General features: G+C 50.5%; 32 protein-coding genes and 1 pseudogene. 17 read left to right on the top strand and 16 right to left on the bottom strand.

Annotated features, from left to right (window positions below):
• The first annotated feature begins 23 nt into the window (after positions 1-23).
• The 3 genes from QMX84_RS14660 to QMX84_RS14650 are packed head-to-tail and all read left to right on the top strand — an operon-like array spanning position 24 to position 1794.
• Entirely contained in the window at positions 24-371 is a 348-nt protein-coding gene (locus QMX84_RS14660) for a hypothetical protein (RefSeq protein WP_282364136.1), read from the top strand.
• 10 nt (positions 372-381) lie between these two features.
• Positions 382-1008 carry a hypothetical protein gene (locus QMX84_RS14655; RefSeq protein ID WP_282364135.1) on the top strand — a complete coding sequence of 209 codons (627 nt, stop codon included), beginning with the start codon at positions 382-384 and terminating at the stop codon, positions 1006-1008.
• A 51-nt stretch (positions 1009-1059) separates the two neighbouring features.
• Entirely contained in the window at positions 1060-1794 is a 735-nt protein-coding gene (locus QMX84_RS14650) for a hypothetical protein (protein WP_282364134.1), read from the top strand.
• A gap of 254 nt (positions 1795-2048) precedes the next feature.
• On the opposite strand, the gene QMX84_RS14645 is transcribed toward QMX84_RS14650, so the two are convergent.
• Positions 2049-2762, bottom strand: coding sequence for a hypothetical protein (locus QMX84_RS14645; RefSeq protein ID WP_282364133.1), 714 nt, complete (start codon positions 2760-2762; stop codon positions 2049-2051).
• A gap of 333 nt (positions 2763-3095) precedes the next feature.
• On the bottom strand, positions 3096-3245 hold the full coding sequence (locus QMX84_RS14640; RefSeq protein ID WP_282364132.1) for a hypothetical protein: 150 nt from the start codon (positions 3243-3245) through the stop codon (positions 3096-3098).
• Positions 3246-3823: 578 nt separating this feature from the next.
• Between QMX84_RS14640 and QMX84_RS14635 the strand changes: the two genes are divergently transcribed.
• From QMX84_RS14635 to QMX84_RS14620, 4 genes are read left to right on the top strand one after another with little or no spacing between them, the layout of a single operon-like run.
• A complete protein-coding gene (locus tag QMX84_RS14635; protein ID WP_282364131.1) occupies positions 3824-4777 on the top strand; it encodes a hypothetical protein in 954 nt (317 codons plus the stop codon).
• The gene (locus tag QMX84_RS14630) at positions 4768-5136 is read left to right on the top strand and encodes a hypothetical protein (protein WP_282364130.1); all 369 of its coding nucleotides are present in this window, start codon (positions 4768-4770) and stop codon (positions 5134-5136) included. Before QMX84_RS14635 ends, QMX84_RS14630 begins: the two co-directional genes overlap by 10 nt.
• Before the next feature lie 17 nt (positions 5137-5153).
• Complete coding sequence (locus QMX84_RS14625) at positions 5154-5642, top strand: hypothetical protein (protein WP_282364129.1); 489 nt, start codon at positions 5154-5156, stop codon at positions 5640-5642.
• Positions 5643-5677: 35 nt separating this feature from the next.
• Positions 5678-6085 carry a hypothetical protein gene (locus QMX84_RS14620; RefSeq protein WP_282364128.1) on the top strand — a complete coding sequence of 136 codons (408 nt, stop codon included), beginning with the start codon at positions 5678-5680 and terminating at the stop codon, positions 6083-6085.
• A gap of 26 nt (positions 6086-6111) precedes the next feature.
• Here the strand turns inward: QMX84_RS14620 and QMX84_RS14615 are convergent, their stop codons facing one another.
• The 7 genes and pseudogenes from QMX84_RS14615 to kdgD form a co-directional block, all read right to left on the bottom strand.
• Entirely contained in the window at positions 6112-7620 is a 1509-nt protein-coding gene (locus tag QMX84_RS14615) for a relaxase/mobilization nuclease domain-containing protein (RefSeq protein ID WP_282364127.1), read from the bottom strand.
• Positions 7617-8072 (bottom strand): hypothetical protein, encoded by a 456-nt coding sequence (locus tag QMX84_RS14610; protein WP_282364126.1) that lies wholly within the window; start codon positions 8070-8072, stop codon positions 7617-7619. Before QMX84_RS14610 ends, QMX84_RS14615 begins: the two co-directional genes overlap by 4 nt.
• A 63-nt stretch (positions 8073-8135) precedes the next feature.
• Positions 8136-8654, bottom strand: a complete 519-nt coding sequence (locus QMX84_RS14605) for a hypothetical protein (RefSeq protein ID WP_282364125.1) — start codon at positions 8652-8654, stop codon at positions 8136-8138.
• Between the two features lie 14 nt (positions 8655-8668).
• Positions 8669-8833, bottom strand: coding sequence for a hypothetical protein (locus tag QMX84_RS14600; RefSeq protein ID WP_157811476.1), 165 nt, complete (start codon positions 8831-8833; stop codon positions 8669-8671).
• Positions 8834-9209: 376 nt separating this feature from the next.
• On the bottom strand, positions 9210-10940 hold the full coding sequence (locus tag QMX84_RS14595; RefSeq protein WP_282364123.1) for a recombinase family protein: 1731 nt from the start codon (positions 10938-10940) through the stop codon (positions 9210-9212).
• Positions 10941-10980: 40 nt separating this feature from the next.
• A pseudogene (locus QMX84_RS14590) lies at positions 10981-11943 on the bottom strand (YifB family Mg chelatase-like AAA ATPase); the annotation flags it as partial.
• Positions 11944-12116: 173 nt separating this feature from the next.
• Positions 12117-13028 carry a 5-dehydro-4-deoxyglucarate dehydratase gene (kdgD, locus tag QMX84_RS14585; RefSeq protein ID WP_048372539.1) on the bottom strand — a complete coding sequence of 304 codons (912 nt, stop codon included), beginning with the start codon at positions 13026-13028 and terminating at the stop codon, positions 12117-12119.
• A gap of 358 nt (positions 13029-13386) precedes the next feature.
• On the opposite strand from kdgD, the gene QMX84_RS14580 reads away from it, so the two are divergent.
• The 5 genes from QMX84_RS14580 (at position 13387) to QMX84_RS14560 (ending at position 17793) form a co-directional block, all read left to right on the top strand.
• Positions 13387-14589, top strand: coding sequence for a pyridoxal phosphate-dependent aminotransferase (locus QMX84_RS14580; protein WP_282364122.1), 1203 nt, complete (start codon positions 13387-13389; stop codon positions 14587-14589).
• 53 nt (positions 14590-14642) lie between these two features.
• Positions 14643-15539, top strand: coding sequence for an amino acid ABC transporter substrate-binding protein (locus tag QMX84_RS14575; RefSeq protein WP_153335018.1), 897 nt, complete (start codon positions 14643-14645; stop codon positions 15537-15539).
• Positions 15540-15650: 111 nt separating this feature from the next.
• The gene (locus QMX84_RS14570; RefSeq protein WP_282364121.1) at positions 15651-16379 is read left to right on the top strand and encodes an amino acid ABC transporter permease; all 729 of its coding nucleotides are present in this window, start codon (positions 15651-15653) and stop codon (positions 16377-16379) included.
• 2 nt (positions 16380-16381) lie between these two features.
• On the top strand, positions 16382-17068 hold the full coding sequence (locus tag QMX84_RS14565; protein ID WP_048372548.1) for an amino acid ABC transporter permease: 687 nt from the start codon (positions 16382-16384) through the stop codon (positions 17066-17068).
• Complete coding sequence (locus tag QMX84_RS14560) at positions 17065-17793, top strand: amino acid ABC transporter ATP-binding protein (protein ID WP_153335019.1); 729 nt, start codon at positions 17065-17067, stop codon at positions 17791-17793. Before QMX84_RS14565 ends, QMX84_RS14560 begins: the two co-directional genes overlap by 4 nt.
• 93 nt (positions 17794-17886) lie before the next feature.
• On the opposite strand, the gene QMX84_RS14555 is transcribed toward QMX84_RS14560, so the two are convergent.
• Positions 17887-18147 carry an accessory factor UbiK family protein gene (locus QMX84_RS14555; RefSeq protein ID WP_153327895.1) on the bottom strand — a complete coding sequence of 87 codons (261 nt, stop codon included), beginning with the start codon at positions 18145-18147 and terminating at the stop codon, positions 17887-17889.
• Positions 18148-18564: 417 nt separating this feature from the next.
• Here QMX84_RS14555 and glnK point away from each other — a divergent pair, with 417 nt between their 5' ends.
• From glnK to sutA, 3 genes are all read left to right on the top strand, one after another.
• Entirely contained in the window at positions 18565-18903 is a 339-nt protein-coding gene (gene glnK, locus QMX84_RS14550) for a P-II family nitrogen regulator (protein WP_002555808.1), read from the top strand.
• A gap of 34 nt (positions 18904-18937) precedes the next feature.
• Positions 18938-20275, top strand: coding sequence for an ammonium transporter (locus QMX84_RS14545; RefSeq protein WP_262126052.1), 1338 nt, complete (start codon positions 18938-18940; stop codon positions 20273-20275).
• A gap of 457 nt (positions 20276-20732) precedes the next feature.
• The gene (sutA, locus tag QMX84_RS14540) at positions 20733-21059 is read left to right on the top strand and encodes a transcriptional regulator SutA (RefSeq protein ID WP_262126051.1); all 327 of its coding nucleotides are present in this window, start codon (positions 20733-20735) and stop codon (positions 21057-21059) included.
• Between the two features lie 190 nt (positions 21060-21249).
• Here sutA and QMX84_RS14535 read toward each other — a convergent pair whose 3' ends face one another.
• The 6 genes from QMX84_RS14535 to QMX84_RS14510 are packed head-to-tail and all read right to left on the bottom strand — an operon-like array spanning position 21250 to position 25827.
• Positions 21250-21954 carry an HAD family hydrolase gene (locus QMX84_RS14535; protein WP_282364118.1) on the bottom strand — a complete coding sequence of 235 codons (705 nt, stop codon included), beginning with the start codon at positions 21952-21954 and terminating at the stop codon, positions 21250-21252.
• Positions 21951-22847 (bottom strand): tyrosine recombinase XerC, encoded by an 897-nt coding sequence (gene xerC / locus QMX84_RS14530; protein WP_282364117.1) that lies wholly within the window; start codon positions 22845-22847, stop codon positions 21951-21953. Before xerC ends, QMX84_RS14535 begins: the two co-directional genes overlap by 4 nt.
• 2 nt (positions 22848-22849) lie before the next feature.
• On the bottom strand, positions 22850-23566 hold the full coding sequence (locus tag QMX84_RS14525; RefSeq protein WP_153333503.1) for a DUF484 family protein: 717 nt from the start codon (positions 23564-23566) through the stop codon (positions 22850-22852).
• A gap of 13 nt (positions 23567-23579) precedes the next feature.
• Entirely contained in the window at positions 23580-24410 is an 831-nt protein-coding gene (gene dapF, locus QMX84_RS14520; protein WP_048372559.1) for a diaminopimelate epimerase, read from the bottom strand.
• 4 nt (positions 24411-24414) lie between these two features.
• A complete protein-coding gene (gene lysA / locus QMX84_RS14515) occupies positions 24415-25662 on the bottom strand; it encodes a diaminopimelate decarboxylase (protein WP_262126048.1) in 1248 nt (415 codons plus the stop codon).
• Positions 25663-25671: 9 nt separating this feature from the next.
• Positions 25672-25827 carry a lipoprotein gene (locus tag QMX84_RS14510; RefSeq protein ID WP_048372563.1) on the bottom strand — a complete coding sequence of 52 codons (156 nt, stop codon included), beginning with the start codon at positions 25825-25827 and terminating at the stop codon, positions 25672-25674.
• A gap of 205 nt (positions 25828-26032) precedes the next feature.
• Here QMX84_RS14510 and cyaY point away from each other — a divergent pair, with 205 nt between their 5' ends.
• On the top strand, positions 26033-26365 hold the full coding sequence (gene cyaY / locus QMX84_RS14505; RefSeq protein ID WP_262126047.1) for an iron donor protein CyaY: 333 nt from the start codon (positions 26033-26035) through the stop codon (positions 26363-26365).
• Entirely contained in the window at positions 26362-26574 is a 213-nt protein-coding gene (locus QMX84_RS14500) for a DUF1289 domain-containing protein (RefSeq protein ID WP_153327901.1), read from the top strand. The genes cyaY and QMX84_RS14500 overlap by 4 nt, the downstream gene beginning before the upstream one ends.
• Positions 26575-26638: the final 64 nt, after the last annotated feature.

Genomic DNA, 26638 nt, shown 5'->3' with positions numbered 1-26638 from the left:
ATTAAAAAGATCAGGGGATGACTATGGGAAATACCACTAACAACATTACTATCGGGTCGATGGACAATTCACAGGTCCAGCAGGATACCCAATACTCGACCCAAAAAATTGAACAGAATTCCTTCGAGGCGGATTTGAGTAATTTTCTCGAATCATTCATTCGAGATATTTCCAAAATTCAAGACAAAGCGACGGCTCAAGCTTTAATCGCTGATACGGAAACAATAAGGACACAGAATAATGCACCTACCCCAAAAAAAGGCATTATCAAAGAGTGCTTGATTTCGATTAAAAATATTTTAGAGGGAGCTACTGGCAGCGTGCTTGCGAGCTATATTCCCGTCATTGTTCCATTACTAGCGTGCTTGTAGGAGAAACAGAATGGACAGTCTGGTTCTCGATTTGCAGAGAGATGCTCTCGACAGAGGCATACACATTACAGATCTTTTGAGGAAGGCGTTGCTAGTTTCCCGGAAGCTAAAAATTAAAGATATAGAAGCTTGGATTAACAACGAGCTAAATGGCTATACGGAAAACTCTATTCCAGACTATCGCATCGTATACGGAGAATTGAAGGCGTTTAATCCTTACAGAGGATGGATGCCTGTAATGGTAGACAAACAATGGGACAAGATGATCCGACAACAGAATATTTTCCTATCTGTGAGTCAAATTGAAAGCTTAGCGGACAAATCGGAGGGCGGAAATTTCGTTATCAAATTCCAAGCAACGCAAGCTAGCATAATAATGCAGCTTATCGGTGAACAATTTGAACCAGCACTGTACGTTCCAACGCACCATTTAATTAGAATCATCGACACAACTAAAACAAAAATCATGGAGTTCGCATTAGATTTGGAAGAAAAAGGTATCTTAGGGAACGGGATTGTATTTAGCCGAGATGAACAAATCCGAGCACAGACGATTAATTACAACACTATCAATATCCAACACATGGAGAATTCCCAGATCCAGCAAGACGCCGATGGGGCGATACAGCAAAAATAGTTATATCCTAGATTTCGCTGAAACCAAATATTTATAGAGAAAGGATTCGCTATGCCCGCTAACACGCAAAAAGACCTCACGAAGCGTCAGCACTACCACATGCGAGCCATTCTCAAAAATTTCGCTGTTGGTGAGATGCTGCACATATCCCGTAAAGACGGAACGACCGACGAACTAAGTTACGAAGATAAAGCATTTTATGGCCATGTTGCTTGGTCAGATGAAACCGAAACGAAATATGGTGAGTTAATCGAAAGACGGTTTTTAGGTCAGGCGACTCATATTTTCAATACACACCGCGTGTGTGCTCATCATGATATTTCTGAGTACCATATTTTTTGGCGTCTTCGGCATATGTATGCAATTGACCCGATGCCAGTGACAAAAATTTACGAGGGTTTTGACTTCGGCACACTGGAAGAACTGAAAGATTGGTGTAATAGGAACGGGAAAATCTACGTCAATGGTGATGGCACAATTGATGGGATGTTTGCCGCAACTCTCAAAATTCGAGAAAGCCTTGATCGATACCGTAAGGAATATGAGGGCGTTTATTGGTCCGTTGGTATTGCGGAGAATGGTGGTTTGATTTCAGCGGATAATTACAAAAATTCTTTGATATTGCCTTTGTCTCCGAGCATATTGCTATGTGGGAAACGAACGAAAAATAAAAAACCGTGGATCATGACTGTCGATGATATCAATCAAGCTAACCAGATGGCTATAGATCAGTGTCATGATTTCTGCTTCTCAAAACCTAACAGCGATGATGCTACCGCATCATAATCTGGTGGTCGCTTCGCTTTAAAATAACAAGCTTTGAAGTCAAAAAAGGGGGCCTAAAAGTCAGGCCAATACAAAAACAGAAAGCCTTAGAAACTAGGAAAATTGAATATTCTCTCCGGTTGTTTTTTAAAAACGGTTTATTGACATTTGAGATTAAAAAAGCTGATTTAATCAAGATCGTGATAATAAGAAATCAGCCTGTGAAAAACAAAAAAGCCCATGATTGAGCCTTTTGTGTAGTTCTTCCCTTAAAATCAATAATTCGGATCACTGATTTTCTTAACGTAATCTTTGTAATGTTTATTTGATTCGTTAAATACGGCCATATAATCATTACCTTTGTATCTATATATTGGATTACACACAGATGCTCTTGTGGCTAGTTTTTCTTCACTTTCAGTCTCTTGATAGTCAAACGGCTTACTAGTATGAATCATCGTTAAATAACCCATATTAACCCTAATATTCTTAATGACCTTTCTATTCTTCACAACAGAAATCCTGATCCTGTATTCCATTTTGATTTCTTGGAACTTAAAGTAATCGTCATTAAAATAATGATCCTCAAAACCTTTTCTAACAAAAGCGTCCATTGCAACACCTTTGACCATTTCAGCATCATCTGATGAAACATATTTGATCAATTCGTGGTTCAAAGAATGTGATGAAATCGTTTTGTATTTCTTGGTCAAGCAAAGTTTTATAGCGACGTAATCATGATCATATTCATCAAGATCAATTAAGTGGATTCTTTTCTGTGTTGCGTCTGCATACTCATCAGAATTGAAATAGTCTTTTAGTTTGAATTGGCCCACGTTGAAAGCTGATTCTTTATTAGTGACAAGTAAAAACTTTGTTGCGTCTAACGGCTTGTTTTTGAAATACTTATCAGAACCAAGATCAACGCATGAATAAAAAGCTTCGTTTGCGAGTTCTGATATTTTAAATTTGTTTTTTATGTTTTTCATAAATATCCTTTTTCTGTGTTGTTACTTAAATGAAAACACAAAAAAAGAATAAGTCAAACAAGGGGGCCTAAATATTTTGGCGAATATGTCTTATTGTCCAACCCTGTTTCAAAACAACATCTAACCTTAAATATATTTTCATTCTGCTATTGACACGTAACTAATGGCTTATTCAAGCCATAAAACGACCGTCGAAGAATGTGTAAAACCCAAAAATATGCAACATTTCCGTGAATAAATTTTGCGATTATTTAATGAAAAATAGTTTGTCAAAAAAGGGGGCCTAGGAATTTCAGACACAAAAAATCCCCGGTGAAGGGGCTTCAAGATGATTCAGATTTTCACGGCTTTGAGTTTATCAATCAAAGCTTCAAACGCATCAACCTTGTTTTTCTCCATCAGGTCAGCCAAGAACAAAGCATAGGTTTTGAAGCCTTTGTCTTTCATCGCCTGACTAGCGATACCTTGTTTGGCTTTCTTCAAGATAAATTCAACGCCGTCGATCTGCACTTTCCATTTATCGCTAGGCTCCTTGGGAGCCTTTGTGCGTTGTCGCTCACGCTCTTGCCGGTTTTAGCGGGGGTTTCTACTTTATAGTAGGAAAGCACCACACCAACAAAATCAGCCTCGTTATAGCCGTGTTTCTTACGCAAAGCATCCTAATCAAAAAGTCAAAAAAGGGGGCCTAGGCTCTAACCAGAAAGGTTTTAAGATTTTTGATCCACCAGAATGGTTTTGACGTTCTGCCCCATATTTTATATATACATTTACGAAGTAAATATCTTTTACCCTCCTGAAACTATCAAAAAAGCCCGCAAAAATCAGAGAAATCACAAATGGCTGGTTATAGTTAACTGTAATCAACCCATCAAAAATGGTGGTTGTGGTTATAGTTAACTGTAAGATCGAAAATCAATTGTGCCGGTTTTTTCATTAAACAAAGGATAAAACAAATAGCATTAAAATGCGGTGTGACATTTGTGTAAATATTTTCCCGTTATCTCTTGAAAAAGGAAAAAATTATGGTTTGATATGTATATGAATTAAGGATTTTATTAACCATGGAATACATCATAACAGAGAAAAAAAGGAAGATAGCCACCCTAGAAACTTACATTTCAGTGCCTAAACTATTTTTAGCACTTCCATTTTTCACGCCAAAAAACTCAGCTTCAACAGAAAGTCATATTGAAGTTAAAGAGTTCGGAGAGCTAAGAAAGATAAAATTGAAATCAGTAAACTTGTCAGTGATAAGGGATTTTGAAGTTTTTCTCTTTCTCATGAAAAAAGCGTATTTGAAAAAATCGAATACATTCGAATTCGATAACGCGGAAATATTCAAGCTTTTGAGTATCAAACCAAACCATCGTGATAGTTTTGTAAAAGATGTTTACACGAATCTCATTGAAGAAAAATTAAGTTCAATTGATGTTTCGTATAGCAAGAAAGAAGATGGATTGAACAATAGATATGGGTTCAAATTCATCGAGTTTCGTAAAGTCAATAAGAAGACAACAACCATTAGATTAAGCAAGGAATTCATTGAGTTTTTTAATGAGCTTGAATATCTGTATGACATTCCAAAGGACATACTAAAATTACTCAAAAGCGAATATCAAAGAATTTTATACATTATGTATATTTGCAATAGAAAGAACGCAACCAACCATTTTGATGTTGTTGATTTAAGACAGCGTTTTAATGTTTCTACGAAAACGCTAGATAAAACATTCGTGATGCATATTCGTAAAGCAAACGATGCTTTGCTTGAATTAGGATTGATAACAAAATACGAAGAAGTAAAAGAGCCGGGCAAGATAGCAGGCAAAACATTAACGTTTAAAGTTGATTACACATATAAGACGTTATACACAGATTTAGCTAAGAAAAAGATTATTGCAGCGATGGAGTTGAAACCTTTTAAAAGTTTGAAAAAACTAAAAGTAAAAGAAGAAATTGAACGACCAGAATCAACCAAAGAATTAACAGATGATGGAGACGCAGAATGGAAATAAAAAACGAAAAACAAATACCAGAAGCTACGAGCTTTATAGCAGAAGCTTTGACAATGAGAATTCAAGCACTTGTTCACTTGATAAAAAGTGACGTGATCAGAGCGTCTATATCAGCAAAGCTAGGAGAAACAACGAACATTAAAGCTCTTTATCATTTGTTGTCGTTAGCACAAGCATCAATTGAAAACAGCGAACTAATTGAAAATAAGATCGGTAAGGCAGGTCTTGTTTTCAGTATTTTTACGGGTGAATTGATTAGCGAATTAGATTACACATACGCCACACAATCTTTGTTCGATATGACGACCAGCATTGCCGACAAAATAGCACCTAAAATCAACAATAAACCAAGTGTTTAACATCGATCAGGAGACAGATGAAAACAGCAATAATTATTTTAACGCTTTTATTCTCAGTAAATGCTCTAAGTGCAGAAAAAGCACCGGCATGGTGGAAAGACAGCACATGCAGACAAACAATGAATAGAAATTATCTTTTGATGATTGCTGACGGTTACAGCCGTGCGAAAGCAAAAGAGAGAACCGAAGATAACTTCAAAACATGTATTTGTTCGTCTGGTGATGAGGCAAAAATTGCGGTTAACTCCTTACTAGATGGGCATGAAATCGAGATGATTTCGGAGTATGGAGATAGCGTTATAAGCGTGCCCATTAAATATGGTCGCGATTTTAGTATTATGTTCGTTGGCACCCAGTGTTACTTGAATGTAGGTAAACCAGAGTTATGTAACAACGCTGGATTTATGAGTGAAGCACGTCAGTCATTCAGAGTGTTTGAAACATATGATGCAAAAAGAGATCTTTGCGTGATGGATATTGATAACAAATTTTTTAAAGGCGAATAATCGCATAAAACCAATAAAACAAAGGAGAAAACAAAATGAAAAGACTTACAATTTTAACGATCGCATTACTTGCTTCAATGTCGGTTAATGCGACTTACATGATAAGAATACCGATAGCTGCAAATATAGTCTTTGTAAAACCACAAACTGATGAAAGCATGTGTCAAGCATCATCAAGATATATCAAGGATTATGCAAAAAGCTTGAATGTAGATATTCAAGTAGGGGCGGGCTATTCTGATAATGTGTGTAACGTAGATATTTACAATATTAATTCATTTGCAAATGTTGGCCAGCTTTCAAGTGTCGGAAATTACGTTCAATCGTTGAAAGCTGAGAATTATACAATGTCGAGTGTTGTCTATGGTTTCAACGGTGGAACAGGACAAGCACTAATTTGGAATGGAACCGTATACGCAGATTTCCTGTGGAGCCAAAGATAAAAAGAAAACGCCAAGAAGGCGTTTTTTTATTTAGGCGTGAATTTTATACCTCGACTTCGTTTTGCTGAGGTTCTGGCTGATTGTCTTGCGTTTTCTTCCGCTTCGTAATCTGCTTTTATTTTAGCAGCCATTTGATCAATCTTATAAAGCTGTTCAGATGAAGTTAAAATATCAATCCCAGCCATTAGGCCAGAATTTATTGCTAGACCAGTACCCACTTGCACAACGCTAGCCGCTACTTGTTTAGTCTTGTCGATTGCTTTTCCAGCACCATCTTTAAATTGTGAATTTTCTTGTGATTTATCAGCCGGTTTATCGGTTGGTAAAGCTTTTATATTGTTATCTTCAATTGGCTTCTTAAAGGCTTGATTTTCGAGCTCCATTTTTTCAAGTTCTGCTTTGTCTTTCTCAGTAGCTTTATAACCTTTTAACGAATAACCTTTTTTATCAAGGTTCATCATGTGAAATTGAAGCCATGCTTGACGCTTGAAAGTGTCTGATCCGTTGAGATGTAAGGTGTGGGGTTTGCCGTTCTCTGTGAGCTTCTGCAAGCCAGCCTTGATCGCCATTGGGCTGTTAGTGTTGAACGTGGCTTTGCCCGTGAGAGCACTGTACTCAAAGGCTTTCTTAGTCGAATTCTTGAAAAAGAAATCGTGACCATCAGTGGTATCGAATCGAGTATCTACAACGCGATTAGATTTTTTGATCCTTTTTTCTGTGATAGCTGATTGCTCATCATGAAAATCGCCGCCAATGCTTCCAAAACCGCCATTACCGGCCTTTTTGTTGTGAAGTGAAGCAAGGGTAGCGGCAAACTCGGGATCGTCGCCTAACGCCTTCTTTAAGAGCTTGTAGGACATGCCCAAGTCGGAAGCCTTGAAGGTCTGACCGTCTTTTGTGAGTGAATAGGCTTCGTTTCCGTTGTGGTTGATTTCGAAGCCCGCCACATTGGCAAGCATCAAGAATTCAGAAGCATTCAACGCATTATCCTGAATAGATTTTAATTCTTTTTTAAAGGTCTTCTTGTACTCATCTTCGTCTTTTGGCTTACGGTGTTCATTGTACAGGCCGTATTTCAATTCAAGCTTTTTTATGATTGGGTTGTAATCGATCATCTTGTTATTGACCTTTTTTGTAGTAAGGTCGGTCAGGTGAATCATTGCATGAACGTGATGATGGTCTTTGTCCCTTTCTACAACAAATAGATAATGGCGATTGTCATTCAGGCTGTTTTTAACGCCATTTTTTAAATAGACTTCTTTTGCCATTTCAATCATTTGTGCATCTGTAAATTTATCGCCTTCACTCGGATGAAGTGCAAGGGCATTAAATTGATATAGTTTTTTCTGGTTGTGAACACGGTCGCCTTCAAAGACATTTTTTATACGTGTTGCATATTCCATATTCGATTCACCATTCAAACGTGGAATGGTGCAATCTATTGCGTCACCTTCGGGGTTGGTTTTTAAAAGGTAGTTAGCTGATGATCTAGTTCTATTTCCTCCCCCTGTTCTCATTTTCATTGTATTGATCATTTTTTAATCCCTCTGGATTTCTTAGATTTTATGAATTCTTTGAGGGTGAAATCTGCTGAACATTTTATATTTTCTTCGTAGATGCAATATCCCTTAATTGCATGATCGAGATTCACAGAAAAAGAAACTATGGCTTTTAAATTTTTTCCATCATCTTTTTCTAGGTAGTTAATAAAATCTTTGGCTCTATGTGGCTGGGATTGAACAAGCTCAATACCTTTCTGTATATTGCTCCCGAGATCCTTAGCCTTAGCTAATACGGTGCTGTATTTCTCAACCTCATTAACTAGAATGACGCCAGAATTATTGATTGAATTTAATACGAGTTCGACAACAGATTTTGAGTTCGTCGCAGCCATTGCGGCCAAGATGGTGTCTTTTTCTTCTTGCGATACGCGAAGGGTAAAACGTTTATCGCGGTTTCTTATTCTTGGTTTCTTGTCATTGCTCATGGTTCTCCTGATCGATATTTTTTTATTTGGTGAACAAAGGCTTTCGCCTGTTGTTCGTGGGTTTTACTTCCAATCCCTATGCTGCGAAAGAATGAAAATTGCCGCTGTGAACATCTCCAATAGTTCAAGCCTTTTTTCTTCCGTTGGGAAAGTTTCGTTAAAAATAAAGTCTTCATTGGTTAGCTCTTTAATTATGTCGCAAAGGAAATAAATCATTGCGTCTATCTTCTTTTTTCCGCAGTGGTCTCTTTCTCTTGTCAACGCCATGAAGCGTGTAAATATTCCAGAATTGCCGCCTATGGCTTCTCCGTATGTTGCAACACCGTATGTCATTGCATTCAATACGAACTCTTTATCGTCGTCCGCTTCTGTCTTTTCTTCATAAGTGTTGCCGAAATTAAAATCATTCCAATCATCTTCTTTATGGTCTTTTATTTCTTTTTCGGTGATGGTGTTTTTTTTAACAGCTTCCGCTGCTGCCATCACACGCCTTTCAACTTCCTTTTCATTGATGGTGTTTTGCTTCTTGATAACGGTTTCACCTATATTCTTGGCACCTTTAATATTTTTCTTGTCTGTCATAATTTTCCTCATGTTTACGGTTTATTTTTAACGCCGGACGAATGTCCGTTGTTCTTTTTCTTTGCCAAGGCTGCATAGCAGTCCATGCAAAGCCAAGCTTCTATATACCAACGGCTATTTTTTACTGCTTTGAGTTGGCAACATTTGATGCAGGTTCTTAATTTGTCTTTATCACTCATTTAATCCTCATGGTTAAGTTTGTTTTTTCTGTAATGTCCGAAGGCATTACAGCAACCAACTTTTGACTTTCTGTAATATCCGAAGGTATTACAGGTGGGGCTTTTGACTTTGCTCTTGATCTTAAATTTCAAACGAAGTGCGACAATTTCAAGCGGCCCGTCCCGAAGGGTGGACAGACACGACGAAGTCAGTGGCAGTCCAAGGGCCTTGCTTGCAAAGTCTTGAAAGCTTACTAATACAATTACCATATTATAATGTGCTGTCAAATTAGTGGACTGCCAACTTTATAAAAAAATGGACTGCCAATTTTAGGACTGCCAAAAAAAAGGCCATCCAAATTTGGACAGCCATTTTATTAAACGTTTGATGGTAGACTTATATAACTGCGTTCATGTGTGCGTTCAAATTATCAATGCCGAATTCTTTTAATGGATTGTGTAGAGTGAATTTTTTGCCAACCCGATAAATTTCATCGTCTTTTTTATCCCGAACGACCATGAATACTGTGCGGGTTTTGGCTTCATAGTTAAAAACGAATTTGAGGCCGTTCGATTTAAAGAAGTGATTGAGCTTCAAACGGCCTTCATCTGAACTATAAAGCTCGATAATGTCCTTATAAGAATAGATTTCAAGGCTGCTTTCAGCGTTGTCTATCTGAGCACTTAAAGCATCTATATCAGCCTTTGCATTCTCATATGCTAGCTCTGCATCTGCCATTTGTTGAATGAAAAATGAAGGAATACGGCCATCTTTATACTGTGAGAAAGAAGCAGTCATGTTTTCATAAAGTGATTTTGCTTTCGCAAGCTCATTTTCAGCTTCATAAAATTCTGTTTTTATTGCTTCTGTTGCAGTCGATTTGCTAAACAAAGACAAGAACTGGTTCTCGAAATCTTCCATTTCAAGTTCGTCATTTTTTAGATTTTGTTCTATGCCTGCAGGCATTTCTCTTGCCCACGAATGAATATCATCAAATTCTAATTCATCTCCGGTTAGTTGTTTGACCATTTGCAACAAAGTACCGAATGCAAAATCAAAGCGGAACCTTGGTACATCGCAATGGCTTAACGTTTCTTTTCTTGTGTAACAATGAAAGTAACCATATTTAACGCCTTTTTGATTTATTGATTTTTCAAACATGAGGCTCTGACCACACGCAGCACATTTCACGCAATGCTTGAAAATGTTCAAATATCCTTCGGTGTTACGTCCATAGTCCTTTACTTTTCCGCGTAGCTTCATTGCTTGCAACGCATCTTGAAATTCTTTATGCGTGAGGATTGCTGGGTAATAGTTTTCAATATAACGCTCAAAAACCTTCTTTTTCCCGTCTCTTTTTTGTGACATAAGAGAACCAATGGGATAGCGGCTAGTAAGCATTAAATGAACGGTTTTACGTGACCATTTCCGTTTCGATGTTAGATTTACTTTTTTAAGCGTGTTAGACACGCCTTCATATTTCAAGCCTTCAAAGATTTTTTTAATTTCTTGGGCTTCGTCTTCTACGATTTCAAAGCTATTTGTTTCGGTGTTATGCCGTAGGCCATAAGGAACATTATGAGCATTGAAAGGCACGCCGTCTGTTGCTTTGGTTTTTGCTTTATTCCAAGCAGAACGCCGACGCTTCGACTTGATTTCGCTTTCTTCGTTTGCACGTTTAGCAATCAGACTGATCATCAAAAGATTTTCAAAATCTTTATCAGGGTCTTCATACGAATAAATTTTGTTGTCGGTGGTGGTGTAGAGCTTCACCCCCTTTTTCAAGATTCCGTCTTGTATCAGTGCGACGCCATCAAGCACACGCATTCGGGTAATTCGGTCGATGCTTTCAACGACCAAAAAATCACCCTTCCTGATTTCCCCGGACTCGATACGGTCAAGAATGCCTTTGAGTTTCCCTTTTTTTGAGTTTTCCCCGGTGAACGCTGACTGACCGGGATCGATGATGGTTTCAACGACCGGGACACCTGTCGACGATGTGAAGAACTCTAACGGGCTTGTCTGCCGGTCATAGCTGTCTTTGTCGTCACCACCCTGCACGGTGCTAGACCAACGCACATAAGCGATTGCCAGAGGCTTAGATCGGTCGATTTTCAGGGTTTCCATGTGTCCTAGTCCTGATGTTCAAAAGTGTATGATACGTCTATCCGCTCTCCATGGGCTCTCTGAGCACTTCGAGGACTTTACGGTCGAACTCGGGCAGCTCATCCAAAAACAACACCCCGTGGTGCGCCAGGGTGATTTCGCCCGGCTGCGGTTTCGAGCCGCCGCCCACCAGCGCCGGACCGGAAGCTGAATGATGCGGCTGTCGAAACGGGCGCTGCGGCCAGCAACTCAACGGCACATGGCTGGCCACCGACTGGATGGCCGCCACTTCCAGCGCCTCTTGCTCGTTGAGCGGTGGCAGCAAGCCGGGCAGGCGGCTGGCCAGCAAGGTTTTGCCGGTGCCCGGCGGCCCGGTAAAAAGCAGATTGTGGCTGCCTGCGGCGGCGATCAACAGCGCCCGCTTGGCCGACAGTTGGCCCTGTACATCACTCAAATCGGGATACGGCTTGCTCACGTGCAGCAGGCCGCTGGCCACATAGGGTTCAATCACCACGCGGCCGGCAAAATGCGCCACGGCTTGCAGCAAATGCTCGACGGCGATCACTGTCAGCCCCGAGGCCAGACATGCCTCTTCGGCGTTCGCCAGCGGCACCACCAAAACCCGGCCCGCCGCCCGCGCCGCCAATGCGGCAGGCAATACGCCCTGCACGGGCCGAATGGCCCCCGACAGCGCCAACTCACCCAAACACTCCACTTGCTCCAGCGCCTTGATGGGCAATTGCCCGCTGGCGGCCAGAATGCCCAGCGCGATGGCCAAATCAAAACGCCCGCCGTCCTTGGGCAGGTCGGCGGGCGCCAGATTGAGGGTGATACGGCGCGCGGGAAACTCCAGGCTGGAATTGATAATCGCACTGCGGACCCGGTCTTTGCTTTCTTTGACTGCGGTTTCCGGCAGCCCGACCAAGGTCAGGGCGGGCAACCCATTGGCCAGATGCGCTTCGACCGTCACCACGGGGGCCTCGACGCCCACTTGGGCGCGGCTATACACAATCGCCAGAGACATGACTCATTCCTTGAGTTCGCAAAGCACGCATCCTGCGCGAATCAGCGGCCAAGGGTGCCGGGGAATGGATACCGGATGTGACGGTTACCCCTGTAGGAGCGAGCTCGCCTCGCGATCTTTTGATTATTTAAAAGATCGCGAGACAAGCTCGCTCCGACAGGCGCACTGAACGCTTACTGCGGGCCTTGTTTGTGAATCAAAGCCGCCAGCGCTTCGTATTCTTCTGGCAACAAATCGGTCAGAGGGGCGCGCACCGGGCCTGCGCTATGCCCAGAAATGGTCGCCCCGGCCTTGACGATGCTCACGGCGTAGCCCGCTTTGCGGTTGCGGATGTCCAGATACGGCAGGAAGAAGTCGTCGATGAGTTTGCCCACGGTGTCGTGATCTTCGCGGGCAATGGCGTGGTAGAACTCCATCGCGGTTTTCGGGATGAAGTTAAACACCGCCGAGGAATACACCGGCACGCCCAGCGCTCTGTACGCTGCAGCATAGACTTCTGCCGTCGGCAAACCGCCGAGGTAGCTGAAACGGTCGCCGAGGCGACGGCGGATCGAGACCATCAGTTCAATGTCGCCCAGGCCGTCCTTGTAGCCGATCAGATTCGGGCAACGTTCTGCCAGGCGCTCCAGCAGCGGCGCGGTCAAACGGCAGACGTTACGGTTGTACACCACCACCCCGATGTTTACCGACTTGCACACCGCCTCAACGTGGGCGGCAACACCGTCCTGGCTGGCTTCGGTCAAGTAGTGCGGCAGCAGCAACAGCCCTTTGGCGCCCAGGCGTTCAGCTTCTTGCGCGTATTCGATGGCTTGACGGGTAGAGCCGCCGACACCGGCCAGAATCGGTACGCTGGTGGCGCAGGTGTCTACCGCGGTTTTGATCACTTGCGAGTATTCGCTGGCCGCCAGGGAGAAAAACTCACCGGTGCCGCCTGCCGCGAACAAGGCCGACGCGCCATACGGGGCCAGCCATTCCAGACGCTTGATGTAGCCCTCACGGTGAAAATCACCCTGAGCATTGAAATCGGTGAGCGGAAAAGACAGCAGGCCAGACGAGAGGATGGACTTCAGTTCTTGTGGATTCATTATTCGAACACCCTGAGTAATACGCTTCAGAAAGACGTCAGCCAGTGCTGATGTCGTATGTCATCGTACAACATGAAATTGAAACGCTCAAGAACACGAATACCGCCTCGCTTTTATCACCCGTTCAATCTTTGGCACTCACCTATACAGGTCCTGCTAACCGCCCGTCTTTGAGGACCCCCTTCGTTTTTAAGGCATTCAGACTGCGCCTCAACTAAATCAGAAGGCGCTCGTATTTTTCCTGATTTCAGTGCAGATTGCCGATTGCGAAAACCAATCTCGTTGTCATACCATGTCGTACAACAATAGTAGGCGTAGAGTGACTCTCTGCGAACCTCCACAACAGGCGGGTATTTTCATGAGTTTCGAAAGCCAGCGCGTCAAACAGATCTCTTCGTCCCCCAGCATGGTTATTTCCATGCGCGCTAAAGAATTAGCCAGCCAAGGCCGCGACATTGTCGACATGAGCTTGGGCGAACCTGACTTCGACACCCCTGCGCATATCATCGACGCGGCCTGCCAGGCCATGCGTGACGGCCATACCCGCTACACCGCCCCCCAAGGCACGCTCGCCCTGCGCCAGGCGATCTCGCGCAAATTGCTGCGCGAAAACGGCCTGACCTACAGCGTCGATGAGATCAGTGTTGGCAACGGCGCCAAACAGGTGATTTTCAATACGTTCATGGCCACCCTCGAAGCCGGTGACGAAGTCATCATCCCGGCGCCGTATTGGGTGTCCTATTCCGATATTGTCACGCTCAACGCTGGCACCCCACGCGTGGTGCACTGCGGCATCGACGTCGGCTTCAAGCTCAGCCCGCAGGCATTGCGCGCCCAACTCAATGACAAATCGCGCTGGCTGATCCTCAACACACCGTCCAATCCGAGCGGCGCCATTTACACCGAAGCCGAGCTGCAAGCCCTGGGCAAAGTGCTGGAGGACTTCCCCAATGTATTGGTGATGTCCGACGAGATTTACGAACACGTGTTGCTGGCTGACCAACCCTTCGTCTCATTCGCCACCGCGTGCCCGCAACTGCGCGAACGCACGCTGCTGATCAACGGCGTGGCCAAGGCGTATGCCATGACAGGCTGGCGCATCGGTTACGCCGCTGGCCCCAAAGCGCTGATCGCGGCGGTCAGCAAGATCCAGTCGCAAAGCACCTCAGGCGCGAGCGCCATTTCCCAGGAAGCATCCCGCGCTGCGCTGGACGGCCCGCAAGACTTCGTCGCCAGCAGCGCCCGCGAGTACGCCGAGCGTGGCCGCTTGTTGGTCGAAGGTCTGCGTGAATGCGCCGGGTTGCGTATCGACGCGCCCGCCGGTGCGTTTTATGCCTTCCCCGAATGCAGCCAGTTGCTGGGCCGCATCAGCCCTCAAGGGCAAGTCATTGGCGATGATGTTGAACTGTCTGCGTATCTGCTCGATCACGCTGGGGTCGCTGTGGTACCGGGTTTGGCCTTTGGCCTGCCAGGGTACTTTCGGCTGTCGTTTGCGACCTCACGCGACCACATAAAAAAAGCTGTTATCCGTATCAACGAAGCCCTTTCAGCCTTGCGCTAAAACCTTCGTCCTTTGCTGTGCAAAAGCTGCCATAAAAATAGTCGGAGATCCCCATGTTCGATCACAAGAAAAAGCTGCTTGCCCTTATTGTCGGTGCTTGTCTGTGCACCGCTGTTCAGGCTGAAGACCTCACCGGAACCTTAAAAAAAATCAAGGAATCGGGCACCGTTACCCTCGGGTACCGTGACGCCTCTTTGCCTTTTTCTTATCTGAACGATGACCAGCAACCGATCGGCTACAGCATCGAGCTGTGCCAGAAAATCGTGGACCAGATCAAGGTCAAAGTCGGCGAACCCAACCTCAAGACCCAGTACGTCTCAGTGGTTGCAGCCACCCGCACGCCTTTGCTGATCAACGGCACCATTGACCTGGAATGCGGCGTCACCACCAACACTGTTGAGCGCCAAAAACAAATCGGCTTTCTGTTCACCAGCTATGTCGCCAGCGCCAAATATGCGGTGAAGAAGGCCTCCGGGCTCACCAGTGTTGCTGACCTCAAAGGCAAGGCCGTGGTGGTGATTACCGGCGGCAGCGGCGAGTGGATCACCAAAAACCTCAACCGCGAAAAAGACCTGGGCCTGAAGATCCTCAACGCCAAGGACAGCGGCGAAGCCTTCTTGATGCTGGAGACCGGCCGCGCCGTCGCTTACATCAACGACGATGTGCAATTGATGGCCACCATCGCGCAAAGCCGCAACCCGAATGCCTACACACTACTGCCCGAACCTATGTCTGCCGAGCCGTATGCCATCGGCATTCGCAAGAACGACCCGCAGTTCAAAACCTTCGCCGACGGCGTCTTGAGCCAGCTGTACAGCTCTGGCGAGATCGATACGATTTATCCGAAATGGTTCCTCAAACCCATCCCGCCCAAAGACATCGTAATCAACCTGCCGATGAGTGACGCCTTGATAAAAGCCATCGCCAACCCGAACGACATCGGCGTCTGATACTCCCGTCTCAAGCGTTCTGATTCCAGCCAGCCAAAGACAAGGAGGCGCTTGGTTGGCCGGGGGCAGAGTGTGCAACGACCTCTATCTCCTTTCAAAGGTTGGTGCTTCATGGATTACAACTGGAACTGGAGTATTTTTTGGGAGCACGCTCCCGGAGAGTCTTCGTCGTATCTGCATTGGCTGATCACCGGCACCAGCTGGACGTTGGCCACCACACTGGCCGCGTTCATCCTGGCGTTTTTGATCGGTGGTTTGGTCGGCACCCTGCGCACCACCACGCTGCGCCCCGTGGTGTGGCTGTGCAACCTGTACACCGAAGTGTTTCGCAACATTCCCCTGTTGGTGCAGATGTTCATCTGCTTCTTCGTCCTGCCCGAGTTATTACCCGTTTCGGCCGGTGATTACCTCAAACAGGATTTGCCCTACCCGTCGTTTTTCAGTGCGGTAGTGGCATTGACCCTGTTTACCTCGGCCAAGCTCTCGGAGCTGTTCAAGGCCGGCATTGAATCGGTGGCGCACGGGCAGCGCGGTGCGGCGCTGGCTTTAGGCCTGCGGCCCTACCAGATGTACCTTCAAGTGCTGTTGCCACAAGCGATCCGCGTGGTCTTCCCGCCACTGACTTCCGAGGCGCTGAACACCCTCAAGAACTCATCGGTGGCGCTGACCATCGGCCTGATGGAGCTGACCGCGCAAGCGCGCAACATCAGCGAATACTCGTTCAACACCTTCGAGGCATTCAGCGCGGCGACCCTCATGTACGTGGTCATTTCGCTGCTGGTGACCTTCGTCATGGGCCATATCGAACGTTCCCTGACCATTCGCGGCGCGACGAGGTAGTCATGTTTGATTTAGATCCGAGCGTTATTGTCCGGGCCATGCCCGCCCTGTGGAACGGCCTTAAATTCACCTTGCTGCTGACCTTTGTCGCCATGTCGGTGGGCATCATCACGGGCACCTTGCTGGCCATCATGCGCCTGTCGCACAACCGCGTGCTGCGTGGCTTTGCCCTGGGTTACGTCACGGTCATGCGCAGCATCCCGCTGGTGCTGGTGATTTTCTGGTTCTACTTTTTGATGCCGCTGTTGCTGCAAATGACCTTCGGCACTGAACGCCCCGTGCAGATCGGCCCGGTGGTCACGGCCTTTGTGACGTTCTGCATGTTCGAGGCGGCGTATTACAGCGAAATCATTCGCGGCGGCATCCAGAGCATCAGCCCCGGCCAGAAGCAAGCGGCGGCGGCCCTTGGCCTGCGTCCGGCGCAAGCGATGTTCTACGTGATCCTGCCGCAAGCCTTGCGGCGCATGGCGCCGCTGTTGCTGACCCAGACCATCATTCTGTTTCAAGACACCTCACTGGTGTACGTGCTGTCCATCGCAGACTTCACCGGCGCCGCGAGCAAGTTCGCGCAGCGTGACGGGCGTCTGGTCGAGCTGTATCTGTTCGTTGCCTTGGTCTATCTGGTGATCTGTTACCTGCTGTCCAGCCTGAGCAAACGCCTGAAAACAAACGTAGGGAAAACCGCATGATCCAGATGAACAACCTGAGCAAATGGTACGGCAACTTCCAGGTCTTGAAGAACTGCACCACTGAGCTTGCCCGCGGTGAAGTGGTGGTGGTGTGCGGCCCCTCCGGCTCAGGCAAGAGCACCCTGATCAAATGCGTCAACGGCCTGGAGCCCGTGCAAGAGGGCGATATCTTCATCGAGAACCAGCCGGTGACCGGCAAGGGCGTCGATTTGCCCACATTGCGCGCCAAGGTCGGGATGGTCTTCCAGCATTTCGAACTGTTCCCGCACCTGAGCATTATCGACAACCTCAACCTGGCGCAAATCAAGGTGTTGGGCCGTGACCGCCACGCGGCGACCAAAAAAGGCATGGCGCTGCTCGAACGGGTAGGGCTCAAGAGCCACGCCCACAAGTACCCCATTCAATTGTCGGGCGGGCAGCAGCAGCGCGTCGCCATTGCCCGGGCGCTGGCCATGGACCCCATTGCCATGCTCTTCGATGAACCAACGTCAGCGCTGGACCCGGAGATGGTCAATGAAGTTCTGGACGTCATGGTGGAACTGGCGGGCGAGGGCATGACCATGATGTGCGTCACCCACGAAATGGGCTTCGCCCGCAAAGTGGCGGATCGCGTGGTGTTCATGGACGGTGGCGAGATTATTGAAGACGTGAAGGCTGAAGCGTTTTTCAGCGCGCCACGTTCAGACCGCGCTCGCAGTTTTCTGTCCAAGATCTTGCAGCACTGATAGATCTGTGGGAGCGAGCTTGTCTCGCGATCTTTTAAACCGTCAAAAGATCGCGAGGCAAGCTCGCTCCTACGGTTGCACCGCATGCGGGCATTACTCGGTCGGCGGCAGCAACCTGGCTTCCAGCTCGGCCACTTTGGCCTCAAGGCTCTCAAGGCGCGCGCGAGTGCGGGCGAGGACGACCATCTGGCTGTCGAATTCTTCGCGGCTGACCAGGTCCAGTTTGCTAAAGCCACTTTGCAGCAAGGCTTTGAACTGGCTTTCGATTTCGTTGCGCGGCAGCGCGGTGTCGCCACTGAACAGACGCGAGGCTTGGCCACTCAGGGCGTCGAGAAAATCTTTGGGCGCGAGCATGGGGTAGGTCCTTAAAACAGATGGCGGTGAGTGTATCACGCAGTATCAGAAGGGCATTGCCTGCCCGGCCTCGCACATTTATTGGGCATCCCCCCGCCTACCTGCGCACCGTTTGCGTGCACAAAACCTCTGCGAAATCAGGCACAACGCCACCAACTGGCAATAAGCACCTGAAATTATTGGCTTTTCCAGACATGGCAAGGTTTCTGCTTAGTTGCTCATGACTCATGTACTGATGCAGTTGCTGTGACGATGGTAGTGCGGCAGGTGGTTCAGGGAGTGCTTGCGTCACCAGCGACTGATGCACGTTGCGCGGCCTGAAGAAGGTCAACGAAGCGTTACAAAGCCAGACACTGCGCATAGACTTGAGCCGGGTTTGTTTTCCTGGGGCAAGTCCACCAATTCGGGAGAAGTTTCATGAAGCTAGTCACCGCCATTATCAAGCCGTTCAAATTAGACGACGTGCGCGAGTCGCTGTCTGAAATCGGCGTGCAGGGCATTACCGTTACTGAGGTCAAAGGCTTCGGCCGGCAGAAAGGCCACACCGAGCTGTATCGCGGTGCGGAGTACGTGGTCGACTTTCTGCCAAAGGTGAAGATTGATGTCGCTATCGACGACAAAGATCTTGACCGGGTTATCGAGGCGATAACCAAGGCTGCCAACACCGGCAAGATTGGTGATGGCAAGATTTTTGTAGTCAATCTGGAACAGGCTATTCGCATCCGTACCGGCGAAACCGATACCGACGCAATCTAAGCCGCCAAACCCCAACGCCCCAGGAGAAAACACTATGACTCTGCGTAAAATCGCAGGGCTCGGAGCCCTGTTGTCCGCTGTATTGCCTGGCCTGGCCATGGCGGCGGATGAAGTGGCTGCTCCAGTCCTCAACTCCGGCGATACCGCCTGGATGCTGACTGCAACGGCTTTGGTGCTGTTTATGACCATTCCCGGCCTGGCGCTGTTTTACGGCGGCATGGTGCGCTCCAAAAACCTTCTTTCTGTGATGATGCAGTGCTTCGCCATTACCGGTCTTATCAGCATCCTGTGGGTCATTTATGGCTACAGCATCGCGTTTGACACCACGGGCATGGAAGCAGGCGTCACCAACTTCAACTCGTTCATCGGCGGCTTCGGCAAAGTGTTCCTGGCCGGCATCACCCCGGCCAGCATCACAGGCCCGGCGGCGTTGTTCCCGGAAGCGGTGTTCGTCACCTTCCAGATGACCTTCGCCATCATCACCCCGGCCCTGATCGTCGGTGCGTTCGCAGAGCGCATGAAGTTCTCGGCCATGCTGATCTTCATGGGCGTGTGGTTCACCCTGGTGTACGCGCCAATCGCGCACATGGTCTGGGGCGGCCCGGGCAGCTTGCTGGGTGACTGGGGCGTGCTCGATTTCGCGGGCGGCACCGTGGTGCACATCAACGCCGGTATTGCTGGCCTGGTTGCGTGCATCGTGCTCGGCAAGCGTAAAGGCTACCCAACCACGCCAATGGCCCCGCACAACCTGGGTTACACCCTGATCGGCGCGGCCATGCTGTGGATCGGCTGGTTCGGCTTCAACGCAGGCTCGGCAGCTGCCGCCAACGGCACCGCTGGTATGGCGATGCTGGTCACGCAAATCGCCACCGCCACTGCCGCACTGGGCTGGATGTTTGCCGAGTGGATTACCCACGGCAAGCCAAGCGCACTGGGCATCGCCTCGGGCGTGGTGGCCGGTCTGGTTGCAATCACCCCGGCTGCAGGCACCGTCGGCCCAATGGGCTCGATCGTGATCGGTCTGGCGGCAGGCGTGATCTGCTTCTTCTGCGCCACCAGCCTCAAGCGCAAGCTGGGCTATGACGACTCGCTGGACGCATTCGGCGTACACGGTATCGGCGGTATCGTCGGCGCCATCCTCACCGGCGTGTTTGCAGCGCCAGCACTGGGTGGCTTCGGCACCGTGACGGACATCGGCACACAAGTGTGGATCCAGTTCAAAGGTGTTGCCTTCACTGTGATCTACACCGCGGTGGTGACGTACGTCATCCTCAAAGTGCTGGATGCCGTGATGGGCCTGCGGGTTAACGAAGAAGAAGAGGCTGTTGGCCTCGACCTGGCACAGCACAACGAGCGTGGTTACAACCTGTAATCCGCCCTTTAAAAAAATACCCGGCTTGCCGGGTATTTTTTTACCTGAAATCTGGCGCTATTCGCTGCGATGAAATGATTTTTCTGATCACTTTAGGCTCAGATCAGTTCTACGCTTGTTTGTAGGAAGAAGGCTTACGCGACAACTCGACTATTAGCCGCTTTGCTTTTTTATTCAGCACGCTAGAATGCGCGCCAAGGGGCGATAAACAGCCCCTGGCAGGACGAAGGCGAGGATAAGCACCCGACGCTTTCAAGGCCCGCAGCTCGGGCTACGGGCAACGTGTTTACCTGAACGAGCAGCGCGATATTGCGAAACTCGATAAGTTCTCGTCACCTTTACGGATGAAGAGGCTTGAGCCTCGGTTTGCCCAAGGCTACTTTTTCACCAGCGGCAGTCGACACCGGGTGCAGCTGGTCTATAACTAATCTGCTTTACGCAAGTCATGGGGTAGAACATGAGCGACGATGATCTGGAAAATGATGACCTCGAAGTAGGTGACGAAGACGAGACCGAGGAAGGCCTCGACGCGGCAGCCGAAGACGTTGCTGACGACGACGCTGGCGATGATGCGCCGGCCCCTGCGGCCAAAGGCAAATCCAAGGCTGCGGTGTCGGTTGACGACCTGCCCAGCATTGAAGCCAAAAACAAAGAGCGTGACGCTCTGGCTCGCGCCATGGAAGAGTTTCTCTCCCGGGGCGGCAAAGTGCAGGAAGTCGAGGCGAACGTGGTGGCAGACCCACCCAAGAAGCCTGACAACAAGTACGGCAGCCGCCCTATCTAAGGGCAGCTCCATTGCTTGAAGAAAAAACCCGCCGTCGCTGCGGGTTTTTTTGTGGGTGACGGCTGAGCGCCACAGGCTGCGATTGTTTGATCCGTAGCCGCTGACGAGGAACGAAGGCTGCGATGCGGGCCGCAGGACCGCCGTCTAGGGTCGCTGCGCAACCCATCGCAGCCTCATGCTTCGCCAGCGGCTACAGAGCTTGGGTACGCATCGTTTTAAGCACCGCTGGCAGTTCGCTCAAGCAGCCCACTTCGGCATCCGGGGCTTTGTCGCCTTCCCAGTGTTTGCCGCCAGGGTTGAACCAGATGGCGCGCAAGCCCGCCTGCTGGGCACCGGCAATGTCATCACCGGGGTGATCCCCCACGTGCACGGTCGCCGCAGGCGAAATATCCCCGCCGCGACGCAGCGCCTCGTGAAACAACCGCGCATCCGGCTTGGCAATGCCAATGTCTTCGGCGCACAACACAAACTTGAAGTGATGCCCCAGCCCAATGCGGCGCACGTCGGCATTGCCATTGGTCACGACACCCAAGGCATAGTCAGAGGCCAGCGCTATCAGCGTAGGCTCAGCCTCAGGAAAAACCTCTAGCGCATGGCGCGCGTCAATGAACACCTCAAACGCTTGCTCTGCCATCGCCACAGCATCCGCATAACCCGCACCCTGCAAGGCGTGGAACAACACCCGCCGCCGCAACGCGCTGATGCGATGCTTGAGCTGCGGCTCGTCGACCAAAACACGCTGGCGCAACGCCTGATACCCCGCAACATCCAGCGCGCCCAATTTTGGTGCGTTTTCGGCCAGCCAGGTCTGCAGTACGGTCTCGGCACTGGCAATCACCGGCGCGGTGTCCCACAGGGTGTCGTCGAGGTCGAAGGTAATCAGCTCAATGGTCATTCACTGCCCTTACTGCGTTTGGCCCGTGGGTGGGCGCTGTCGTAAACCGATGCCAGGTGCTGGAAATCCAGATGGGTGTAGATCTGCGTGGTTTTAATGTCCGCATGCCCGAGCAATTCCTGCACCGCACGTAAATCCTGAGACGATTCCAGCAAATGGCTGGCAAATGAATGGCGCAGCATGTGCGGGTGCAGGTTCTGCCCCAGCTCGCGCTCGCCTGCGGCTTTAACCCGTAGCTGGATGGCCCGCGGGCCAAGCCGGGTGCCGCGCTGGCTGACGAACACAGCGTCGTCTTGCGGGTTGGCCAGGCTGCGCAAAGGCAGCCACGCCAGCAGCGCTTCCCGGGCCTTTTTGCCGACCGGCAGCACGCGTGTCTTGCTGCCTTTACCGAGCACTTCTACCAGGCCGTCTGCCAGGTCGAGTTGGTCCAGGTTAAGCCCGGTCAGCTCCGACAAGCGCAACCCGGACGAATAGAACAGCTCAAGAATGGCTTGGTCACGCACCGCCAAAAAGTCGTCCTCGACAGCGCCTTCGAGCAGTTGCAGGGCCCGGTCAGTGTCGAGGGTTTTCGGCAGGCGGCGCTCGCCCTTGGGCGGCGACAGGCCGCTGGCCGGGTCGTGATCACACAGCCCTTCGCGGTTGAGGTAGTGATACAGCCCGCGCACCGCCGACAGCAGCCGCGAGATGCTGCGCGAAGACTGGCCTTGCTGATGCAGGCGCGCCACCAGTTGGCGCAAGCGCTGGATATCCAGGGCAGGCCAATCGGGGATGGATTCTTTAACGCAAAAGGCCAGCACCTTGTTCAGGTCGCGGCGATAGGCTTCCAGCGTGTGGGGAGACACTTGGCGCTCACTGCGCAGGTGGGTGCAGTAAGCGTCCAGTTGCCGTTCCACCGCTAGCGGACCGAGCGCAGGGCGCTGGTGAAGCGCGGCAAGACTCGCCCCAGCACTTCGGCGATATGCCCCAGAAACAGCATGCCCACCGAGCTTTTATAGTGCTGCGGGTCGCGGCTGCCCACGGCCAATACGCCATGTAAGCCCAGATGATTGAGCGCAACCACCGCCGTCGAACCGATTTGCTTGCGCTGTTCTTCGCCGAACAAGAAGTCCAGCTCATGCTCACGCAGGCTACCGCTGACCGCTTTACCCTCGGCCAGCAAACCGCCCAAGGCCCGTTGTGCATCGGCGCTGTTGACCCAGCGCCCAACCGGCATCGGGTTGTCGCCAAACAGCACCAGGCTGACAAACGGCACCTGGAAATCCTGGCGCAAGCTGTCTTCGACGGCCATTACCAGTTCTTCAAGGCTGGTGGCGTCCATCAGAGCGAGGTTGAGGCGACGGGTTTTTTCGAACAAACGATCGTTGTCGCGGGCCACGTCCATCAGTTGCGATAAACGATGGCGCATCTCGATGTTGCGACCGCGCAACAGCTCCAACTGGCGCTCAACCAGCGAAATGGTGTCGCCGCGCTGGTGCGGGATCCGCAACGCCAGCAGCAACTCGTCGCGCTGATTGAAGAAGTCCGGATGAGCCTCCAGGTAGGCCGCAACCGTCGCAGCCTCCAGAGCGTCAGCAGGCAGTTCAAGGTCGGAAGGCTGTGGCTGGTCGGTCATCAGATGCGCTCGCTCATAAACGGACTTGTCCTTCGTACACACGCATCGCCGGGCCGGTCATGATCACGGACTGGCCTGGGCCACCCCATTCAATGGACAAGCGACCTCCGGGCAAATCGAGGGTCACCGGTGAGTCCATCCAGCCCTGGCTGATTGCCGCCACCGCAGCCGCACAGGCGCCGGTACCGCAGGCCTGGGTTTCCCCGGCACCACGCTCCCACACCCGCAGTTGCCCGCGTTGACGATCTATCACGTGCAAAAAGCCCACGTTAACCCGCGCCGGAAAGCGCGGATGGTGTTCAATTTTTGGCCCCAGCTCATGCACCGGCGCGGCGTTGATGTCGTCAACGCGCAACACCGCATGGGGGTTGCCCATCGACACGGCAGCCAACTGCACCGGCTGCCCGTCGACATCCACCTCATAGCTCAACGCCTGGGCATCGGCCACAAACGGGATCTCGTGCGGAACCAGGCGCGGCGGGCCCATGTCGACGCTGATCTGCCCATCGCTGCGCACGTTCAGTTCGATGATGCCGCTTTTGGTTTCGACCTTGATCTGACGCTTGGTGGTCAACCGCTTGTCGAGCACAAACCGGGCGAAACAGCGGGCACCGTTGCCGCACTGTTCAACTTCAGAACCGTCGGAGTTGAAGATCCGGTAACGGAAATCCACCTCCGGGTTGCTCGGTGCCTCAACGATCAATAATTGATCAAAGCCGACACCCGTGTGCCGATCACCCCATTGTTTGGCGTGCTTGGGCAAAATGTGCGCGTGCTGGCTGACCAGGTCAAGGACCATGAAGTCATTGCCCAGGCCGTGCATTTTGGTAAAACGCAGCAACATGGGCTCACTCCGGCAGAAGGCTTTCGCCGGCATACAGCTCAGCAACGGTCTCGCGACGGCGCACTTCAAACGCTTGATCGCCATCCACCAGAATTTCGGCGGCGCGGCCTCGGGTGTTGTAGTTCGAGCTCATGACAAACCCGTAGGCACCTGCCGAATGCACGGCCAGCAAATCACCTTCGGCCAGCGCCAACTGGCGGTCTTTGGCCAGGAAGTCACCAGTTTCGCAGATCGGGCCGACGATGTCGTAAGGGCGGGCTTCTGTGTCACGCGGGCGTACCGCGGTCACGTCCATCCAGGCCTGGTACAACGCCGGACGAATCAGGTCGTTCATGGCCGCGTCGACAATGGCGAAGTCTTTGTGCTCGGTGTGCTTGAGGTACTCGACCTGAGTCAGCAGCACGCCCGCATTGGCCACGATGAAACGGCCCGGCTCGAACACCAGCGCCAGATCACGGCCCTCAATGCGCGAACGCACAGCTTTGATGTAGTCAGCAGCCAAGGGCGGCTCTTCATCGCGATAGCGCACGCCCAAGCCGCCACCGAGGTCGATGTGGCGCAGGTAAATGCCGCAATCGCCCAGACGGTCGATCAGCCCCAGCAGGCGATCAAGCGCATCGATAAACGGTTCGAGGGTGGTCAGTTGCGAGCCGATATGGCAATCGACGCCCACCACTTCGAGGTTAGGCAGTTGCGCGGCGCGGATGTACACGTCTTCGGCGTCTGCGATGGCGATGCCAAACTTGTTTTCTTTAAGGCCGGTGGAGATGTACGGGTGCGTGCCTGCGTCTACGTCCGGGTTGACCCGCAGCGAGATCGGCGCACGAACGCCCAGCTCGGCAGCCACCACTTGCAGGCGCTCCAGCTCGTCAGTGGACTCGACGTTAAAGCAGTGCACGCCGACTTCCAGCGCACGGCGCATGTCGTCGCGGGTCTTGCCGACGCCCGAAAACACGATTTTGTCTGCCGAGCCGCCAGCAGCCAGCACACGCTCCAGTTCACCGCGCGACACAATGTCAAAACCAGCGCCCAAACGCGCCAGGACATTGAGTACACCCAGGTTGGAGTTGGCCTTGACTGCAAAGCACACCAGATGCGGCATGCCGGCCAGGGCATGGGCATAGGCGTTGTATTGCGCCTCGATGTGCGCCCGGGAATAGACGTAGGTCGGGGTGCCGAAGCGTTCGGCGATGGCCGTCAGCGCAACACCTTCGGCGAACAGCTCGCCGTCCCGGTAATTAAAAGCGTCCATGGTGTTCCCTTATTGATGCTTGTGCGCTTGAGATTGCGACGATTTGGCTTGGTCATCCGGGTTTTTGCTGTCATCGGGCAGATACAGCGGTCCTTTTTGACCACAGGCAGAAACAAGGCAAGCAACCGCGACAAGCGCAGCAAACGAAGAGATCAGGCGCTTCATGGCGAAATCCTTTGAAAAGCATTAATTGCGACCGAGTATACCGACCACCCACCAGCTTGCCTATGCAGCAGACGGCTCGCGCGGGGGGCACCTGTCCGGATAATCAGGTGTGCTATTGCGGCGGGTTGTCTTAGGGTTTGCAATCGGTCTGGAGCGCCCGTATCTTGCGAACTCCGAGCATGACTAGACACTACGAGGTTCCACCATGAGTTTGAATGAAGCCCGTTTTCACGATCTGGTCGATGCAACCCAGCAACAGCTGGAAGACGTTTTTGACGAGAGTGACCTGGACGTAGATCTGGAGAACTCAGCCGGTGTTCTGACGGTTAAGTTTGAAGGTGGAGCCCAATTGATCTTCAGCCGCCAGGAACCGTTGCGTCAGCTTTGGCTGGCCGCTAAAAGCGGAGGTTTCCACTTTGACTACGATGAAGAATCCTCGCGCTGGGTCTGCGATACGTCTGAGGAACTGCTCAGCGAAATGGTTCAGCGCCTGACCCTGGAGCACACGGGTGCTGACCTGGATTTTGACGAGATCTGATTGTGACTGCGCCTGCTAAACCCGCAAAACCGCTCTACAGCAACGTCAGCCCGGCCGTGCCGTCCCCATGCATCAGCACGTGCCGGCTGGATGAACACAAGGTCTGCCTGGGGTGTTTTCGCCACGTCGAAGACATTCGCGAATGGCGCTCGGCAAGTGATGCACGCCGCCGGGTCATTTGCGAGCAGGCCCGCGAGCGCAGGGGCTGATCGTTGTAGGAGCGAGCTTTGCACGCGCTGTTTGAAAAAAAAAAAAAATACCGCGGGCAGCGCG

The sequence above is a fragment of the Pseudomonas sp. PS01297 genome, assembly GCF_029959305.1.
Lineage (GTDB): Bacteria > Pseudomonadota > Gammaproteobacteria > Pseudomonadales > Pseudomonadaceae > Aquipseudomonas > Aquipseudomonas helleri.
The sequence above is the reverse complement of the archived record's forward strand: the minus strand, read 5'-3'. Positions and strand labels throughout refer to the sequence as shown.

Excerpts from the sequence above, each read along its gene's own strand:
- QMX84_RS14645 (WP_282364133.1), bottom strand. The coding sequence starts at position 2,762 with ATGAAAAACATAAAAAACAAATTTAAAATATCAGAACTCGCAAACGAA.
- QMX84_RS14655 (WP_282364135.1), top strand. The coding sequence starts at position 382 with ATGGACAGTCTGGTTCTCGATTTGCAGAGAGATGCTCTCGACAGAGGC.
- QMX84_RS14605 (WP_282364125.1), bottom strand. The coding sequence starts at position 8,654 with ATGACAGACAAGAAAAATATTAAAGGTGCCAAGAATATAGGTGAAACC.
- QMX84_RS14650 (WP_282364134.1), top strand. The coding sequence starts at position 1,060 with ATGCCCGCTAACACGCAAAAAGACCTCACGAAGCGTCAGCACTACCAC.
- lysA (WP_262126048.1), bottom strand. The coding sequence starts at position 25,662 with ATGGACGCTTTTAATTACCGGGACGGCGAGCTGTTCGCCGAAGGTGTT.
- dapF (WP_048372559.1), bottom strand. The coding sequence starts at position 24,410 with ATGTTGCTGCGTTTTACCAAAATGCACGGCCTGGGCAATGACTTCATG.
- QMX84_RS14580 (WP_282364122.1), top strand. The coding sequence starts at position 13,387 with ATGAGTTTCGAAAGCCAGCGCGTCAAACAGATCTCTTCGTCCCCCAGC.
- QMX84_RS14620 (WP_282364128.1), top strand. The coding sequence starts at position 5,678 with ATGAAAAGACTTACAATTTTAACGATCGCATTACTTGCTTCAATGTCG.
- QMX84_RS14615 (WP_282364127.1), bottom strand. The coding sequence starts at position 7,620 with ATGATCAATACAATGAAAATGAGAACAGGGGGAGGAAATAGAACTAGA.
- QMX84_RS14600 (WP_157811476.1), bottom strand. The coding sequence starts at position 8,833 with ATGAGTGATAAAGACAAATTAAGAACCTGCATCAAATGTTGCCAACTC.
- glnK (WP_002555808.1), top strand. The coding sequence starts at position 18,565 with ATGAAGCTAGTCACCGCCATTATCAAGCCGTTCAAATTAGACGACGTG.
- QMX84_RS14555 (WP_153327895.1), bottom strand. The coding sequence starts at position 18,147 with ATGCTCGCGCCCAAAGATTTTCTCGACGCCCTGAGTGGCCAAGCCTCG.
- QMX84_RS14535 (WP_282364118.1), bottom strand. The coding sequence starts at position 21,954 with ATGACCATTGAGCTGATTACCTTCGACCTCGACGACACCCTGTGGGAC.
- QMX84_RS14565 (WP_048372548.1), top strand. The coding sequence starts at position 16,382 with ATGTTTGATTTAGATCCGAGCGTTATTGTCCGGGCCATGCCCGCCCTG.
- QMX84_RS14575 (WP_153335018.1), top strand. The coding sequence starts at position 14,643 with ATGTTCGATCACAAGAAAAAGCTGCTTGCCCTTATTGTCGGTGCTTGT.
- QMX84_RS14545 (WP_262126052.1), top strand. The coding sequence starts at position 18,938 with ATGACTCTGCGTAAAATCGCAGGGCTCGGAGCCCTGTTGTCCGCTGTA.
- QMX84_RS14630 (WP_282364130.1), top strand. The coding sequence starts at position 4,768 with ATGGAAATAAAAAACGAAAAACAAATACCAGAAGCTACGAGCTTTATA.
- QMX84_RS14660 (WP_282364136.1), top strand. The coding sequence starts at position 24 with ATGGGAAATACCACTAACAACATTACTATCGGGTCGATGGACAATTCA.
- kdgD (WP_048372539.1), bottom strand. The coding sequence starts at position 13,028 with ATGAATCCACAAGAACTGAAGTCCATCCTCTCGTCTGGCCTGCTGTCT.
- QMX84_RS14525 (WP_153333503.1), bottom strand. The coding sequence starts at position 23,566 with ATGACCGACCAGCCACAGCCTTCCGACCTTGAACTGCCTGCTGACGCT.
- QMX84_RS14625 (WP_282364129.1), top strand. The coding sequence starts at position 5,154 with ATGAAAACAGCAATAATTATTTTAACGCTTTTATTCTCAGTAAATGCT.
- QMX84_RS14635 (WP_282364131.1), top strand. The coding sequence starts at position 3,824 with ATGGAATACATCATAACAGAGAAAAAAAGGAAGATAGCCACCCTAGAA.
- cyaY (WP_262126047.1), top strand. The coding sequence starts at position 26,033 with ATGAGTTTGAATGAAGCCCGTTTTCACGATCTGGTCGATGCAACCCAG.
- QMX84_RS14510 (WP_048372563.1), bottom strand. The coding sequence starts at position 25,827 with ATGAAGCGCCTGATCTCTTCGTTTGCTGCGCTTGTCGCGGTTGCTTGC.
- sutA (WP_262126051.1), top strand. The coding sequence starts at position 20,733 with ATGAGCGACGATGATCTGGAAAATGATGACCTCGAAGTAGGTGACGAA.
- QMX84_RS14595 (WP_282364123.1), bottom strand. The coding sequence starts at position 10,940 with ATGGAAACCCTGAAAATCGACCGATCTAAGCCTCTGGCAATCGCTTAT.
- QMX84_RS14570 (WP_282364121.1), top strand. The coding sequence starts at position 15,651 with ATGGATTACAACTGGAACTGGAGTATTTTTTGGGAGCACGCTCCCGGA.
- QMX84_RS14560 (WP_153335019.1), top strand. The coding sequence starts at position 17,065 with ATGATCCAGATGAACAACCTGAGCAAATGGTACGGCAACTTCCAGGTC.
- QMX84_RS14610 (WP_282364126.1), bottom strand. The coding sequence starts at position 8,072 with ATGAGCAATGACAAGAAACCAAGAATAAGAAACCGCGATAAACGTTTT.